The organism is Antarcticirhabdus aurantiaca (assembly GCF_009765365.1).
Lineage (GTDB): Bacteria > Pseudomonadota > Alphaproteobacteria > Rhizobiales > Rhizobiaceae > Antarcticirhabdus > Antarcticirhabdus aurantiaca.
This window is the reverse complement of sequence record NZ_VTOM01000004.1, coordinates 38,727-53,882: the sequence shown is the minus strand read 5'-3', so window position 1 is coordinate 53,882 and position 15,156 is coordinate 38,727. Positions and strand designations below refer to the sequence as shown.

The 15,156-nt window shown below is 72.4% G+C and carries 11 protein-coding genes and 1 pseudogene; 5 read left to right on the top strand and 7 right to left on the bottom strand.

Annotated elements, in window-relative coordinates:
- Positions 1-7: 7 nt before the first annotated feature.
- Complete coding sequence (locus tag FZN60_RS05720) at positions 8-1,324, top strand: glycosyltransferase family 4 protein (protein WP_158872028.1); 1,317 nt, start codon at positions 8-10, stop codon at positions 1,322-1,324.
- Here FZN60_RS05720 and FZN60_RS05715 read toward each other — a convergent pair.
- From FZN60_RS05715 to FZN60_RS05705, 3 genes are read right to left on the bottom strand one after another with little or no spacing between them, the layout of a single operon-like run.
- Positions 1,314-2,648 carry a nucleotide sugar dehydrogenase gene (locus FZN60_RS05715; protein WP_158872026.1) on the bottom strand — a complete coding sequence of 445 codons (1,335 nt, stop codon included), beginning with the start codon at positions 2,646-2,648 and terminating at the stop codon, positions 1,314-1,316. The genes FZN60_RS05720 and FZN60_RS05715 overlap by 11 nt on opposite strands.
- Complete coding sequence (locus tag FZN60_RS05710) at positions 2,645-4,576, bottom strand: glycosyltransferase (protein WP_158872024.1); 1,932 nt, start codon at positions 4,574-4,576, stop codon at positions 2,645-2,647. The genes FZN60_RS05715 and FZN60_RS05710 overlap by 4 nt, the downstream gene beginning before the upstream one ends.
- Positions 4,573-5,769, bottom strand: coding sequence for a glycosyltransferase family 4 protein (locus FZN60_RS05705; protein WP_158872022.1), 1,197 nt, complete (start codon positions 5,767-5,769; stop codon positions 4,573-4,575). Before FZN60_RS05705 ends, FZN60_RS05710 begins: the two co-directional genes overlap by 4 nt.
- Positions 5,770-5,989: 220 nt before the next feature.
- Between FZN60_RS05705 and FZN60_RS05700 the strand changes: the two genes are divergently transcribed.
- Positions 5,990-6,319 carry a DUF3307 domain-containing protein gene (locus tag FZN60_RS05700; protein ID WP_246726613.1) on the top strand — a complete coding sequence of 110 codons (330 nt, stop codon included), beginning with the start codon at positions 5,990-5,992 and terminating at the stop codon, positions 6,317-6,319.
- 43 nt (positions 6,320-6,362) lie between these two features.
- Here FZN60_RS05700 and FZN60_RS05695 read toward each other — a convergent pair whose 3' ends face one another.
- The 3 genes from FZN60_RS05695 to FZN60_RS05685 all read right to left on the bottom strand — a co-directional run bounded on the left by FZN60_RS05695 (position 6,363) and on the right by FZN60_RS05685 (position 10,446).
- On the bottom strand, positions 6,363-6,776 hold the full coding sequence (locus tag FZN60_RS05695; protein ID WP_158872020.1) for a hypothetical protein: 414 nt from the start codon (positions 6,774-6,776) through the stop codon (positions 6,363-6,365).
- A 248-nt stretch (positions 6,777-7,024) separates the two neighbouring features.
- Complete coding sequence (locus FZN60_RS05690) at positions 7,025-9,658, bottom strand: AMP-binding protein (protein ID WP_158872018.1); 2,634 nt, start codon at positions 9,656-9,658, stop codon at positions 7,025-7,027.
- A 122-nt stretch (positions 9,659-9,780) separates the two neighbouring features.
- Positions 9,781-10,446 (bottom strand): CHASE3 domain-containing protein, encoded by a 666-nt coding sequence (locus FZN60_RS05685; RefSeq protein ID WP_158872016.1) that lies wholly within the window; start codon positions 10,444-10,446, stop codon positions 9,781-9,783.
- Positions 10,447-10,567: 121 nt separating this feature from the next.
- Between FZN60_RS05685 and FZN60_RS05680 the strand changes: the two are divergent.
- Positions 10,568-11,823: pseudogene (locus tag FZN60_RS05680) on the top strand (MFS transporter).
- Positions 11,824-11,863: 40 nt separating this feature from the next.
- Here the strand turns inward: FZN60_RS05680 and FZN60_RS05675 are convergent.
- Positions 11,864-12,757 carry a LysR family transcriptional regulator gene (locus FZN60_RS05675; protein WP_246726612.1) on the bottom strand — a complete coding sequence of 298 codons (894 nt, stop codon included), beginning with the start codon at positions 12,755-12,757 and terminating at the stop codon, positions 11,864-11,866.
- A gap of 162 nt (positions 12,758-12,919) precedes the next feature.
- Between FZN60_RS05675 and FZN60_RS05670 the strand changes: the two genes are divergently transcribed.
- Together FZN60_RS05670 and speB are read left to right on the top strand one after the other, a co-directional pair.
- Entirely contained in the window at positions 12,920-14,101 is a 1,182-nt protein-coding gene (locus FZN60_RS05670) for an aminotransferase (RefSeq protein ID WP_158872014.1), read from the top strand.
- Entirely contained in the window at positions 14,098-15,150 is a 1,053-nt protein-coding gene (gene speB, locus FZN60_RS05665; RefSeq protein WP_158872012.1) for an agmatinase, read from the top strand. Before FZN60_RS05670 ends, speB begins: the two co-directional genes overlap by 4 nt.
- The last annotated feature ends 6 nt before the right edge of the window (positions 15,151-15,156 follow it).

Genomic DNA, 15,156 nt, shown 5'->3' with positions numbered 1-15,156 from the left:
AACCTGCATGACCGAGACACACCCGGCGGACGAGCGCGGCGCGGCCGCTTCGTCCGCGCTCCCGCCCCGCATCGCCATCCTGATGAAGGGCTATCCCCGCCTGTCCGAGACCTTCATCGCGCAGGAGATCCTGGCGCTGGAGCGGCTGGGCTTCCGCTTCGAGATCTGGGCCATGCGCCGGCCGACCGACGGCGCGGTCCATCCGATGCACCGGCAGATCGCCGCGCCCGTCCGCTACCTGCCGGAATATCTCTACAAGGGCGTCGGGCGGGTGCTCGCCGGTGCCTGGGACGCCCGGCGCCGGCCGGGCTTCAAGGCCTTCCTGTCGGCCGCCTGGGCGGATCTGCGGCGCGATCCGACAGCCGACCGGATGCGCCGGATCGGGCAGGCGCTGGTGATGGCGCACGAGCTCGGCGCCGAGGTGCCGCACATCCACGTCCACTTCCTCCACACGCCGGCATCGGTCGCCCGCTACGCCGCGCTCCTGACCGGGCGCCGCTTCACCTTCTCGGCCCATGCCAAGGACATCTGGACGACGACGGACTGGGACAAGCGCGAGAAGATCGCGGACAGCGCCTGGGGCGTCACCTGCACGCGAACCGGCCTCGACGAGCTGCGCCGCCTGTCGCCGGCAGAGGATCCCTCGCGCGTCGCGCTCGCCTATCACGGCCTCGACCTCGACCGCTTTCCCGCGCCGCCCGAGCGCGCGGAATTCAAGAACGGACGCGATCCGGCCAAGCCGGTGGAGATCGTCTCGGTCGGCCGGGCGGTGGCGAAGAAGGGCTATGACGACCTTCTCGCCGCCCTCGCCACCCTGCCGCCCGAGCGGCACTGGCGCCTGACCCATGTCGGGGCGGGCGAGCTCCTCGCGGAGCTCAAGGCCGAGGCCGAGCGGCTCGGCCTCGCCGGCCGGATCGACTGGCGCGGCGCGCTGCCCCAGGACGAGGTGGTGGCGGCGCTGCGGGCGGCCGACCTCTTCGTTCTCGCCTGCAAGGAGGGCGAGAAGGGCGACCGCGACGGCTTGCCCAACGTCATCATGGAGGCGGCCTCGCAGAAGCTGCCGATCGTCTCGACGCGCTTTGCCGGCGTGCCGGAATTCGTCGAGGAGGGGGCGAGCGGCCTTCTCGTTCCCCCGTCCGATCCGGCCGCCCTCGGCGCCGCGCTGGACCGGCTGATCGGCGACCCGCAGGCGCGCGAGCGGCTGGGCGAGGGGGCCCACGCCCGGCTGCGCTCGGCCTTCGCGCTGGACGCGGGCATCCGCGACCTCCAGGCCCGCTTCGCCCGCATCCTCGACGAGGCCGGCGCGCCTTCCGTCAGGCCTTGACGACGTTCGTCATGTCGGCGCCCGCGCGGGCGCAGGCATTGCGCGTGTCGACGACGAGCCGCGCATGGGACGCGACGAGGGCATAGTCGACCGCGTCGTGGTCGGTCGCGATCAGCACCGCGTCGAAGCCGGCCAGAATGTCCGCGTCGAGCGGCAGGGAGCTGCGGCCGGCGAGCCCCATGTGCTCGCGCGTCGGCGGGATGACGGGCACGTGCGGGTCGTGGAAGGCGACGCTGCCCCCACGCGCCTCGATCAGCTCCACGAGCCGGAGCGAGGCGCTCTCGCGCGTGTCGTCGACGTTCTTCTTGTAGGCGAGGCCGAGAACGAGCACCCGCGCGCCGTTGAGGCCGCGCCCGAAGCGCCGGTCCAGCGCCTCGGCGAGACGGGAGACGACGTGGCGGGGCATGGCCGTGTTGATCTCGCCGGCGAGCTCGATGAAGCGGGTTGCGATCTCGTATTCGCGCGCCTTCCAGGTGAGATAGAAGGGGTCGATCGGGATGCAGTGCCCCCCGAGGCCCGGGCCGGGATAGAAGGGCATGAAGCCGAAGGGCTTGGTCTTGGCCGCCTCGATCACCTCCCAGACGTCGATGCCCATGGCGTCGTAGATGAGCTTCAACTCGTTCACGAGCGCGATGTTGACCGAGCGGAAGATGTTCTCCGTCAGCTTCACCGCCTCGGCGGTGGCGAGCGAGCCGACCGGCACGCAGCGCTCCACCGCCGCGCCGTAGAGCGCCAGCGCCAGCTCCAGCGCCGCCGGCCCGTCGCCGCCGACGATCTTGGGGATGTCGCGCGTGCCGTAGTCGGCATTGCCCGGGTCCTCGCGTTCGGGCGAATAGGCGAGGAAGAGGGTCTCGCCGGAGCGCAGGCCCCCGGCTTCCAGGATCGGCCGGACGATCTCGGCGGTGGTGCCGGGCCAGGTGGTGGATTCGAGGACGACGAGCTGGTTCGGGCGCAGGGCCCGGGCGATCTGGTTCGCCGAGGCCGCGACGAAGGACAGATCCGGCTCGCGCTGTGCGGTGAGGGGGGTGGGCACGCAGATCAGGATCGCGTCCGGCTCGGCCAGCCGGTCGAAGTCGCCGGTGGCCTCGAAGCGCCCGGCCGCGATGGACTCGGCGAGCGGCGCGTCGGGGATGTGGCGAAGGCCCGTGCGCCCCTCGTTGAGGAGCGCGACGCGCGACGCGTTGATGTCGAAGCCGAGCACGGGAAAGCCGGCTTTCGCGAAGGCGAGCGCGAGCGGCAGCCCGACATAGCCGAGGCCGATGATGCCGACGACGGCGTCCCGGCTCCCGATGCGGGCGAGAAGGTCGGCGTGGGCGTTCGTCATGTCGGGTTCGCTGCGTTGGTTTCGGATGAAGGGGCGTCGAAGAGCGACGCGGCCGAGGCGAAGCGCACGGCCGGATGGCCGGCGACGCGCGTCAGGAGGGTTTCCAGGAAGCGCCAGGTCCATTCGTCGTGGACGAGGTGGTGGGTGAGAAGGCCGATCGGCTCGCCCGAGCCGAGGCGCGCCACCAATTCGTTGACCGAGGCGGCCGAAGCCTTCACGCCGCCGCGCCAGTCGATCGGGTCGACGTGGGTGTTGGCGATCGCCAGCCCATCGCGAACCGGCGCGCCCCGCGCGCCGAAGGTCGAAAGGCCCATGAAGCCGAGCGCGGAGAGGCGAGGGACGAGGTCCGGATCGATCCGATTCCAGGGCGGCACCAGGACGGGCCGCATCCGCGCGCCGAACAGGTCGGCAAGGCGCGGCAGGGCGCGGCGGAGGTCCTCGGCGAGATCGGGCAGGGGGCGGAAGCCGAGCTCCTGCTTCTTGCGGCCCTCGGGCGCGTTGTTGCGATGGGCGATGCCGTGGACGAGGACGGTGACGGACGCCTCGCCGCGCAGGCGCTCGGCGAGTTCCTCCGTCGCGAGATCCGGGCTGACGGCGAGCGAGAGCGGCACGCCGTGCCCGGCGGCGAGGTCCAGGAGCCGGTCGAGGGCCGGCGTCGGCCGCTCGGCGTCGTCGTCCCGCCACCAGAGGTCGACGTGCCGGCCGGCGCCGGCCAGAGCCTCGAGGCCGGCATCGAGCCGCGCCCAGGCGGCGCGCTCCTCGCGTGCTCGGGCCTCGGCGGCGCGGATCGCCGCGACGCTGCCGGCGACGCCGGTCGGCGCGAGCGCCGTCTCGCTCGCCCGGCCCCGCATGGCGGCCTCCTCCACGGCCGCGAGGAGCCGTTCCGGCGACAGGTCGTGCTCGCGAAGCGTGACGGCGAGGCCGCGCCGGCCGAACTGCTCGGCCCGCAGCGCCTGCTCGGCCTCCGAGCCCTCCTCGTAGGGGACGAGCACGGCCGGCGGGCCGGCGAGGGCCAGGTCCACCACGGTGTTGTAGCCGGCCTGGCTGACCGACACAGCCGCGCGCGCGAGGAGGTCGCGGAAGTCCGGCCGCGCCCATTCGACGACCGCGCCCGCGCCCGCCTCCGCGGCCAGGGCCTCGAAGTCGCCGGCCTCGACGCCGCGCCCGACGAGGATGCGCCAGGGGCGGCCGGAGCGGTCGAGCCTCGCCGCGCCGAGCGCCGCCCGGTAGAGCGGAAGGCTCGCCGCGCTGTTGCCGCCGGACACGAGAACCTCGCCCGCTCCCTCGCCGGCCGAGGGCACGGCCGGGGCGGAAGCCTCCGTGACATAGCCGGTATAGTGCAGGCGCTTCTCGATCGCGGGCGTCACCGGCCAGGAGATGGCGAGCGGGGCGATCGCCGCCTCGCCGTGGACGAGGGCGCCGTCGTAGTGCCGGCCGAACACCCGGCTCGCCTCCTCGCCCTTGGCCGGCCGCGAGGGCGGGTTCAGGATGTCGCGGACGGAGGCGAGAAGCGCCGGCCGGGACGGGTCCTCGTTCACCGCCGCGAGGAGGGCGCCGAACTCGGCGGCCAGCTGCCGCCGCCCGAAGGGATAGGTCTCCGTGACCACGACGCTCGGGCGCGAGCGGTGATAGGCCCCGAGGAGGGCGGCGATCCGCGCCTCGCGCGTCGCCTCGTCGAGCGGCCGGTCGCCGGTTGTCAGGAGATTGCTGAAATCGCCGCTGCGGCAGTGGACGGGCGGCAGCTGCACGAAGTCGAGGCCGGCGACGTCGACGAGCGGCGCGGGGCGCCCGCCGGAGACGAGCGACACCGGATGCCCGGCGGCGGCCAGCCCGCGCGCGATCGCCGCGGCGCGGGTCAGGTGGCCGACCCCGAGAAGGTGCGTGACGACGACGAGCACCGGAACGGCGGCTCCCGCTGGCGCGCTCACGAGGCGAGGCTCCGGGCGGGGCGCAGGGCGCCGAGTTCGCGGCGCAGGCTCAGCGCCGCCGCGGCGATCGAGTGGTGCGCGGCGACCCGCTCGGCCGCGCCGGCGCCGAGGCGCGCGAGAAGGCCGCGATCCGCCAGCAACCGCTCGACGGCCGCCGCGAAGGACCCGGCGTCGCCGGGCTCGGCGAGGAGGCCGCTCGTCTCGTGCGCGACCACCGAAGGCACCCCGCCGAAGCGGCCGGCCACCGCCGGGCATCCCTGCAGCGCCGCCTCGGGGAAAACCATGCCGATCGCCTCGTTCACCGCCGGCCAGAGCAGGAGGTCGGCCTCGGCATAAAGGCGCGCGAGGGCGTCGCGCCCGTCGATCCGGCCGAGGAAGCGCACCCGCTCGGACATGGAAGCGAAAAGCGCTTCGACCCGCGCCCTTGCCGGCCCGTCGCCGACGACGTCGAGGGTCCAGTCGCCGGCGACGGCGCCCAAGGCTTCGGCGAGAACGGCGTAGGAAGCGAGCTTGTCCCCGTCCCGCATCATGGCGACCGTCAGGAAGCGGGCCGCTCGGCCCTTCGCACGTCGCGAAGGGCCGAGCCGCGGCCAGGCTCCGTCGTCGACGAAGGGGGCGAGGTCCGCGATGCGCTGGCCGGGCCGTCGCGCGGCTTCGAGCGCCGGCCGGTCGCGCGGATTGAGGACGAGAAGAAGGTCCGCCCGGTTGAGCCCGGCGCCCGCCAGGGCGTGCCCCCGAGCCCAGGGCCCCGCGGCCTGCTTGGGCGCGCGCGAGCCTTCCGCGACGACGTAGGGGATGGCCAGCGCGTTCGTGATGCGGGGACCGAGGAGGTCCGGCGCCTTGTGGAACGAATGGTAGGTGAACCAGAGGTCGATCGGGGCCGAGGCGGGGCCTTCCGTCAGGATCCGCGCCGCTTCCGCGTCGGCTTCCGCTTCCAGCCTCTGCTGGATCGTCGCGTCGCCGGTCGCGTTGAAGCTGCCGGACGTGGACAGAACCACCGTCTGGCAGCCGGCGAGCGTCAAGGCGCGGAGCAAGAGGCGCGCGATCGTCCGGTCGCCGGAGGGGACGGGGTGGTCCGGATGCTTCATCGGGGCGTGGAAGCCGACCCGCAAAGGCCGGTCGGCGCCCGTGGCTGGCGCGGCGTCGCGCGGTGCGCCCGCCTGCCGCGGCGTCCTCGTCGCGCTCGATGCCATGGCGATCAACCGTCGTCCTCGTTCCGGTCCGGCGTCTTCGCCGACCCGCTCGGTTCTCCTCCCATAGCAAAACGGCGGGCGCCCGCCACCCGCCACCGGCCACCCGTCGGATGCCGGCCGACTCGGACCATGTCCCGTCTGCGCGCTTCCGGCGCCGGATCGCTGGTCAAGCGGCCTGCCGCCCGTCATGCTGGCGCCCGTCGAATCAAAGGGCCGGCACATGAGCTTCGTCGTCGGGGATGGCATTCTGTCGATGGCGCTGCTGCTTCTCGCCGTCCACTGGGTGGCGGACTATCCGCTGCAGGGCGACTTCCTGGCCAAGGCCAAGACCCAGGGGCCCATGCGGGCCTATCACCTGATCGCCCATGCCGGCATCCACGGCGCCGGCGTGCTTCTCGTGACCGGATCTGCCTGGATCGGCATCGCCGAGTGGATCGTCCACGCGATCATCGACGAGAGCAAGGTGCGCGGCAAGCTGTCCTTCGCGCAGGACCAGATCCTTCACATCGCCTGCAAGGCGCTGTGGATCGTCCTGATCTTCGCCGTCTGAAGGCGCGGCCGGCGCGGGCGGCTGCCCGCGCCGGCCGTTTTCGTCAGTTCGACTGCTGCGGCAGGCCGCTCGCCGACTCCGCGTCGTCGCCGGACTGCTGGTTGCACAGCGTGGCGCCGGCCGCGATCTGGGCGGCGTCGCAGTTCTGGGTGGCCATCGGCGCGGTGCCGGTCATCGCACCGGTGGCCGCGCCGTTGGTGGAGTTCGACTGCGCGTCGTCGCCGTTGCCGGAGATGCTGTCGGTGCGGAAGCTGCCGGTCGTGCCGGAATCGGTGCCCGACGCGCCGGGCGTCATCACGCCGGTGCCCGGTCCGGAATTGGACTGCGCGTCGTCGCCGTTGCCGCCGATGCTGCCGCTGGACGCCTGCGCGAAAGCGGTTGCCGAGGTTGCCGCAACGAGAGCCAGTCCGAGGGCGGCGGACAGGCGGAAACGGCGAAGAGAGGAGTTGTTGATCATGAGGCTGTTCTTTCTCTTGGTGAGTTGATCGGCCAAGATCTCTGCCGCGCCGTGCCGGGTCAGGGCGCCGGCGCGACTTGGTCGGTGCCGCCTCAACTGGATCGCGGCGCAGACAAAGCAAGTGGTGCCTTATTTTCATGTTTGGCAACGCAAACGCATGCCCCCGATCGGCCGAGCCTGCGGGCCGCCTCAGCCGGGGACGAACCGGAGGCTAACGCGCGAGCACGGCCGGCGGTTCGGTTCGCTCGTCACGGCATCTCGCTAGCGGGGCGGCGCCGGTCCGAAAAGGCCCCGAGAAGATCGCGGCTCCGGCCTCGCCAGCGCCGCTCCACCGTCGCTGCGGCGCGCATCGCCTGCGCCTGGACCGCGTGTGCCGCCACGCCCGCCGCGACGCCCCCGACGATCGCGAGGATCGTGAAGGCCGGCTCGGACAGGTGGGGCACCAGCGGCGGCATCAGGAGTTCCGGCACGAAGCGGTGGACGAGATAGATGTGGAAGCTCGCCGCCGCGAGGGGCAGCACCCAGCGGATCCCCCGGGCGGGCAGGCGGATACGCGGCAGGAACAGGAGCGCGGCCAGAACCGGAAGCTGAAGCGGGAACTTCACCCAGGCGCCCGTCCAGTTGCCGCCGAAATAGGCCATCAGCGGCAGGATCGTCGCGCCGATCCCGAGAAGAAGGAGCTTGCGCGCCGTCGTGTCGGCGCACGCCGCGCACCAGCCGAGAACGGCGAGGTAGAGGACCCAGGGCAGGGTGAAGATCTGCCGCCCGCCGAGCGGCCAGAGCGCCGGTCCGACGAAGCGCAGCGCGACCGCCGCCGCGAGCAGCGCCAGCCCGAAGCGGAACGGATCGCGCCCGGCGAACCGCCGCACCGGCGGCAGGAGGAACAGGCCCGTCCAGACGAGCAGCATCTGCACGTAGGCCTCCACGAACCAGTAGAGGAAGGGCAGCATCGTGCGCTCGGTGGGGTCGGCGAAGCCGAAATTGCCGACAAGGAGGACCGAGGCCCAGGGAACCTCGCCCCAGGCGAGAGCGTAGGCCGCCAGGATCAGGCCGTAGGGCAGGAGCACCGCGCTGAGGGGACGCAGCACCCGCCGCACGTCCGCCGCGAGAAGGGCGGCGGACCCGAAGCGCGCCAGCCCGTGGCCGACGAGCACGACCATGGTGGCGGCGCCGACCGGCACCGGCCAGAGCGTCGCGTGCTGCACCACGACGAGGAGGACGGCGAGGGCGCGCAGAACGAGGTCGGTTCCGATCCTTGCCGGCGCCTCGGCGGCCGTAGAGCCCGGCCGGGCCGAAAGATCCGCGATCGTGCGATCCTCCCAACCCGCCGGCAGTTCGCCGAGGAGGCGCTGGAGGCTCAAGGAGAGGCCGACATGGCGCAGCGAGTCGCCTCCCAGCGAGGCGAAGCTGTCGGAGGCCTCCACGCGGTGGGGGAAGAAGGCGTCCTCGAAGGCGGCGCGCACGCTCGCCCCCGCCGGCTCGGTCGCAGGCTCGGCGCGGCGAAGGCGCTGCCGCAGCCATTGGTAGTCGACCTTGCCGGAGGACAGGCGCGGCAGAGCGTCGAGGCGCTCCACGGCCAGATGCGGTCCCGGCAGGCCGCTCGCCTCCGCCAGCACCCGGCGCACGCGGGTCTCCGGATGGTCCGAGGCGTAGGCGGCGAGCAGCCGGCGGTCGTCACCCACCACGGCGGCGGCGATGCCCCGCTCCGCCAGCGCCCGCTCCACGGCGTCGTGGCCGATGCGCAGCCCGGCGATCTTCGACATGCGGCGCAAGCGCCCGGTGACCCGGAACAGGCCGTCGCCGCCGCGCACCCCGAGGTCACCGGTGTGCAGGGCCTCGATCTCGCCGGGCCTCGCCAGGTCCGCCCGCGCACCGGCATAGCCCATCATCACGTTGGGACCGCGATAAACAAGCTCGCCCTCGACGCCTGCCGCCTCGATCCGCCGGCCCGCCTCGTCGACGATCTCCAGCGTGCCGCCGGGAACGGGGACGCCGATCGCGTCGATGCCTCCGGGCAGGCGCTCGGGCGGCACGAAGGCCATGCGGGCCGTGGCCTCGGTCTGGCCGTACATCAGGACGAGCCGCGCGCCGCGCTCGGCGAGGTGGCGATGATAGCGCTCGGCGAGCGCCGGCGGCAGGCGTCCGCCGGCGCTGGTCATGAAGCGGAGGTCGGGCAGGGCCTCGCCGCGAAAGCCGATCCGCTCCAGGAGCTCGAAGGAATAGGGCACGCCGGCAAGGTTGGTGCAGCGTGCTCGGCGCACGCCTTTCGCGAAGCCCTCGTCGAGGATCGAGCCGCCGGGCAGGAACACGCCGGCCCCGACCGCGAGGTGCGAGTGGAGGACGGAGAGCCCGTAGGAATAGTGCAGCGGCAGGACGAGGGCCGCCCGGTCGCGGGGGCACAGGCCGAGATAGTCGGCGATGGCGCGGGCATTGCTGTCGAGATTACCGCGGGACAGCCGGACGAAGCGGCCGAGCCCCGTGCTGCCCGAGGTCGAGAGCAGAAGCGCAAGATCGGGATGAAGCGGCTCGGGCGAGGTCTCGGCGCGCCGTTCCAGGCGCCAGCGGGCATCGACCCGCCGGGCGCGGACATCCGGGCGGAAGGCCGCCTCGAAGCGCTCCGCCGCCTCGCCGCCGGGCGGCAGCATCGCGACCGCGTGGCCGCCGGAAAGGGCCGCGAGATAGGTGACGATCGCGTGCTCGGACCCGTCGACCTGCAGCGCGACGAGGCGCTTTTCCGCCCCGAGCGCCGCCGCCTCGCCGGCGACACGCGCGGCCAGCTCGCGATAGGTCAGCACCCAGTCGCCGGGAAACAGGAGGGCCGGGGCATCGCCCCAGCGCGCCAGATCCCGGACGAAGGCGGGAGCCGTCGATAGTGCCAGCATAGCCTTGCTCCCCGCAGCCCCGTACCGAAAGGCGACCGGCGGTTAGCAAAAGAGGAGCGTGCGGGTCAATTTATTGTCCGTCGGGGCTGCGCCCGGCGCGCGAAGGTCGCGATCGGCCACCGTCAGGCGGATGCGCGTTCGCGGCGCGCCAGGTGGATCTCCACGACCGTCCGGACGACGAGAGAGGCCAGGGCGACGAGAAGGGCGACCAGCCGCACCCGGTTCTCGTCCCGCGCCACGAGGACGCCCCGCGCGTCGAGCAGGGCGTGCTCGGCCTGCGTCACGGTGCCGATGACGCGGCGGATCTCGTCCATCGTCCCGCGCTCCATCATCTCGATCGCGCGGCCTCGCGCGGCTTCGAAGCCTCCGTCGTTGCGCAGCGCGATCGACGTCGCCAGCTCGTCGAGCTTCGCGTCGACGAGGCCGTCGAGCCTTTCGAGGCGGCCGATCTGCTCGGCATTGTCCGCCACGAGGCCGCGCAACGCGCCGCGCATCGAGCCGAGCCGCGCCAGGGCCTTGTCATAGGGGTCGAGAAAGCGCCGGTCGCCGCTCAGAAGATAGCCGCGCTCCCCCGTTTCCGCGTCGTCGAGCGCGATCAGGACGTCCTTGGTGGTGTCGATGACCCGATAGGTGTGAACCACGAGGTCCCGGTGGTCGCCGAGCAGGCTGTGGGTCCAGGTCGTCGCGACGACGCCGGCCAGGATCACGACCCCGACGGGCACCGAACGCAGGACGAGCGGGGTCGTCAGCCAGTGTCGCGGCAGGCGCGCCCAGGCAATCAGGCTCATCGCTTCGATCTCCCAAGACCTTGCCGCCCGTGGCCGGACTCCGGTCCGGCGGGCTCGCGGAACCGCGGCGCCGCCAAGCCATTGTTGGGCGGCCAATCTCTCGCGCAAGGGTCGCGCTGCCATGACGGTCGCATCAGCAGCAACGGGCTTCCCGAGCGGGAGCCCGCGCCTCGTCTCGGATCGATCCCTCGTCGGCTTGGCGGTTCTGAATTTCTTCCTCGCCGACGCGCGCGATGGCCTCGGACCCTTTCTCGACGCCTTTCTCGCCACGCAAGGCTGGTCGACGCTCACGCTCGGCTGGATCGCGACCGTCGGCGGCCTGATCGGCCTGATGGCGACGCCGCTCTGCGGCGCCCTCGTCGACGGCTCGACCTGGAAGCGGGCGCTGATCGCGGTGCCCGTGGTGCTCGTCACCGCCGCCGCGCTGGTCACGCTGCTCGTGCCGAGCGTTCCCTTCGTCTGGGGCGGACAGATCCTCACCGCCGTCGTCGGCGCGGTGATCGGCCCGGCCCTCGCCGGCCTCACCCTCGGCCTCGTCGGCGAGCGCCTGTTCGCGAGGCAGATCGCGCGCAACGAGATCTGGAACCACGCCGGCAACTTCGCCTCGCTCTTCGCCGTCTTCCTGATCGTTTCCGTTTTCGGACAAGCGGGCATCGTCTGGCTGATGGTCGCGACCGCGTTCGGCGCCCTCGCGGCCGTCGCCGCCATCGATCCCGCGCACATCGACCACAAGGTGGCCCGCGGACTGGACGACGGGGCGGGCAAGGAGGACGTCTCGGGCTTCGACGTTCTTCTCAAGAGCCGCGGCCTCGTGCTCCTGGCCCTCGTCCTCCTCATCTTCCACTTCGGCAACGCGCCGATGAGCCGCCTCATCGCCCAGCAGTTCTCGGTGGAGCTCGGAACGCCTTTCCGGACCACGGCGATCATCACGGGCGTCTCGCAGCTCGCGATGATCGTTGTCGCGGCCGCGACGCCCCTCCTGATCCGCCGCGTCGGGCTCTCGACCGTCTTTCTTGTCGGCCTCCTCGCGCTTCCCCTGCGCGGCCTTCTCGCCGGAACACTGGACGGCTTCTGGACGATCTACCCCGTTCAGGTTCTCGATGGCGTGGGCGCCGGCCTTCTCGGCATCGTCACGCCGGTGGCGGTCGAGCGGATCCTGAAAGGCAGCGGCCGGTTCACATCGGCTTCGCGGCCGTGATGACGGTGCAGGGCATCGGCGCCAGCCTGTCCAACGTAGTCGCCGGCTGGCTCGTCACCCGGGGTGGATACGAACTCTCGCATCTGGTCGGCGGCGGGGTCGCCCTCGTCGCGCTCGCCCTGTTTCTCGCCTTCCGCGCCCGGATCGTGCCGCCAGGACCGGGAGCGGCGGCACGTTGAGACCCGCCGATCCACGGCCCTCGACCCACGCGGGCGGGCGTCACGGCCAGACGGTCTCGATGCTGGCGAGAAAGGCGGCGAGGACGTCGCTGCCGCGGCGCGCCCGCGGCGTGTAGAGCTCGAACAGGCAGACATAGCCGACGTCGTCCGGGCGGATCCGGCGCATCCGGCCCGCCGCGACGTCCCCCTCGACCGCGTGGTGCGGCAGGAAGCCGATATAGCGTCCCGAGCGGATCAGCAGGAGCTCGGGCTCGATCTGCTGCACCGTCGCCTCGATGCGCCAGCGGATGCGGCGCATGCCGTCCTCGTCGCGCCAGTAGCCGCGATGAACGTAAGGAGCCTGCGCCAGCACCTCGTCGGTCAGCTCGCCGTCGGGCCGCGCGAAGAAGGGATGCGCCGACCCGCAGTAGAGGCCGTGGCTTTCCTCGTAGAGCGTCCGGTAGTCGATCCCCTCGACGCGCGAGCGGTGGCTGCCGATGCCGCAGTGATAGAGCCCTTCGGCGACCTTCGGCTGCATGTCCTGCGGGCGCTCCTGCACGAGCACCAGGCGGACGTCCGGCGCGATGCGGCCGAAGGCGGCGACGACCTCGGTCATGCGGTTGGACGGGTCGCTCGCGACCGAGTCGAGGATCGCGACGCGCAGCTCGCCCTTCAGCTCGCCCTTCAGCGCCGCGATCTCCGCGGCGAAGTCGCCGAGCGCCTGGTTGAGGCGCCGCGAGGCCTCGTGCACCGCCTGCCCGCGCTCCGTCAGGCGGAAGCCGCCGCGCCCGCGCTGGCAGAGGGTGAAGCCGATGCGCTCCTCCAGCGCCGTCATGTGGTTGCTGATGGTCGACTGGCCGATGTTGAGCTCGGCCTCGGCGCCGGAATAGCCGCCGCCGCGCACCACGGCCTCGAAGACCTGGAGGAGGCGCAGATCACTTCCCGAGACGCGCATCGAAACCGCCATTGCATGGATGATTATCAAGGTGAACCTTGATAGATTTCTATGGCGCCCCCGTCGATCCCCGGCCCATGGTCAACATGACGCCACATGGGAGGGCTGATCATTCCGCATGCATAGGCCGATGGTTTCGCAAGTGCCGCGCGTGGCATCCCGATGAGCCGGACGACGCGCCTCGCCAGGGTTTCGGTGCCGCCGATCGCGCAGGCGGGCCGGTGGGCTGCGCTCTATGACGGCCGCCACGGTCCCCTCGCGGATTGCAGCCAGGCCGTGCCCAACCGCCCGCCGCCGCCCGAACTCGCCGAGCGTCTCGCCCGCGCGGCTCTGGAGCCGGCGATCGCTCGCTACGGCGACATCCTCGGCGATCCGGCCCTTCGCGCCGCCTATGCGGCCCACGTCTCGGCCCGCTACGGCGCGCCGGTGGACCCGGCCCGCGTCGCGATCACCAGCGGCTGCAACCAGGCCTTCTTCGCGGCCATGCTGGCCCTGGCCGGCCCGGGCGACGCGGTGATCCTGCCGGCGCCCTGGTACTTCAACCATCAGATGACACTGGACATGCTGGGGGTGGACGCGCGCGCCCTGCCGCTCGACGCGGCATCCGGCTTCCTGCCGGACCCGGCGGCGCTCGACGCGCTGATCGACGAGCGCACCCGCGCCGTCGTGCTCGTCTCGCCCAACAATCCGACCGGCGCCGTCTACCCGGACGCGCTGCTCGCCGACATCCTCGCGCTCTGCGCCCGGCGCGGCGTCGTCCTGGTGCTCGACGAGACCTATCGCGACTTCCTGGCCGAGGAAGCCCGCCCGCATTCCTTGTTCGGGCGCCGGGAGGCCGAGGACCACCTCGTCGCGCTCTATTCCTTCTCCAAGACCTACGCGATCCCCGGCCACCGCGTCGGCGCGCTGATCGGCGGCGCCGCTTTGGTCGCGGAGCTGGAAAAGGCGATCGACTGCATCCAGATCTGCGCCCCGCGCCCGGCCCAGGCCGCGCTGCCCTGGGCGATCGAGGCGCTCGGCGACTTCCGCCGGGCGAGCGCGGCCGAGATCGGCCGGCGGGGGGAGGCGATCCGCGACGCCTTCGCGCCCCTTTCCGGCTGGCGCATCCGCCAGATCGGCGCCTATTTCGCCTATGTCGAGCATCCCTTCGGCGACGAGCCGTCTGCCGCGGTCGCGGCCCGCCTCGCCGAAGCGTTCGGTGTCGTCGTCCTGCCCGGCTCGTTCTTCGGTCCCGGCCAGGAGCGTTTCCTGCGCATCGCCTTCGCCAACGTCGAGGAGCCGGCGATCCGCGAGATCGCCCGCCGCCTCGCTCTCGCTTCCCCAGCCCTGGACGCATCCGCATGACCCTCGACCTCGAAGCCCTGCGCGCCCGCTTCGGCGGCGACAACGAACGGGTGATCCACGACGAGGGCTTCGCCCGCGTCGCCTCGCGCCTCTTCAACGCCAAGGGCACGCGCGTCGCCCCCTTCGCCGGCGTGCCGACGCTGCTCGACGCGCCGCACCGGCCGGTCGACTGGTCGGCGCCCGACCTGTCCGGCCTCGACGTCGCGCTTCTCGGCGTGCCGATGGATCTCGGCGTCACCAACCGCAACGGCAGCCGCTTCGGCCCGCGGGCGCTGCGCACCATCGAGCGCGTCGGGCCCTACGACCACGTCCTCAAGACCATGCCGGCGATCGACCTCTCCGTCGCCGACATCGGTGACGTGCCCTTCCGCTCGCGCTTCGACCTCGCAAGCTCCCACGAGGACATCGAGGCGACGATCGCCGCGATCGCGGCGGCCGGGGTGATCCCCTTGTCGGTCGGCGGCGACCATTCGATCTCGCATCCGATCCTGCGCGCGCTCGGCCGCGAACGCCCGCTCGCGATGATCCACATCGACGCTCATTGCGACACGAGCGGCCCCTATGAGGGCTGCAAGTTCCACCATGGCGGTCCCTTCCGGCAGGCGGTGCTCGACGGCGTGCTCGACCCGACGCGCACGATCCAGATCGGCATCCGCGGCTCGTCGGAATACCTGTGGGAGTTCTCGGCCGCTTCCGGCATGACCGTGGTCCATGCCGAAGAGATTCCCGACCTCGGGATCGCCCGCATCGTGGAGATGGCGAAGGCGACGGTGGGCGACGCGCCGGTCTACCTCTCCTTCGACATCGACAGCCTCGACCCGGCCTTCGCGCCCGGCACCGGCACGCCCGAGATCGGCGGCTTGACGACGCGCGAGGCGCAGGCGCTCCTGCGCGGGCTCGCCGGCATCCGCATCGTCGGCGGCGACCTCGTGGAGGTCGCCCCGCAATACGACGCCACCACCAACACCGCCCATGCCGGCGCGCAGATGCTGTTCGAGATCCTCAGCCTCGTGCCGTTCGCGCCCGGCCGTGCCCGCCCTCAGCCCTGACCCCCG

Coding starts and splice junctions, on each gene's coding strand:
- FZN60_RS05705 (WP_158872022.1), bottom strand. CDS start 5,769: ATGGCATCGAGCGCGACGAGGACGCCGCGGCAGGCGGGCGCACCGCGC.
- speB (WP_158872012.1), top strand. CDS start 14,098: ATGACCCTCGACCTCGAAGCCCTGCGCGCCCGCTTCGGCGGCGACAAC.
- FZN60_RS05720 (WP_158872028.1), top strand. CDS start 8: ATGACCGAGACACACCCGGCGGACGAGCGCGGCGCGGCCGCTTCGTCC.
- FZN60_RS05715 (WP_158872026.1), bottom strand. CDS start 2,648: ATGACGAACGCCCACGCCGACCTTCTCGCCCGCATCGGGAGCCGGGAC.
- FZN60_RS05690 (WP_158872018.1), bottom strand. CDS start 9,658: ATGCTGGCACTATCGACGGCTCCCGCCTTCGTCCGGGATCTGGCGCGC.
- FZN60_RS05675 (WP_246726612.1), bottom strand. CDS start 12,757: ATGCGCGTCTCGGGAAGTGATCTGCGCCTCCTCCAGGTCTTCGAGGCC.
- FZN60_RS05700 (WP_246726613.1), top strand. CDS start 5,990: ATGAGCTTCGTCGTCGGGGATGGCATTCTGTCGATGGCGCTGCTGCTT.
- FZN60_RS05685 (WP_158872016.1), bottom strand. CDS start 10,446: ATGAGCCTGATTGCCTGGGCGCGCCTGCCGCGACACTGGCTGACGACC.
- FZN60_RS05695 (WP_158872020.1), bottom strand. CDS start 6,776: ATGATCAACAACTCCTCTCTTCGCCGTTTCCGCCTGTCCGCCGCCCTC.
- FZN60_RS05670 (WP_158872014.1), top strand. CDS start 12,920: ATGAGCCGGACGACGCGCCTCGCCAGGGTTTCGGTGCCGCCGATCGCG.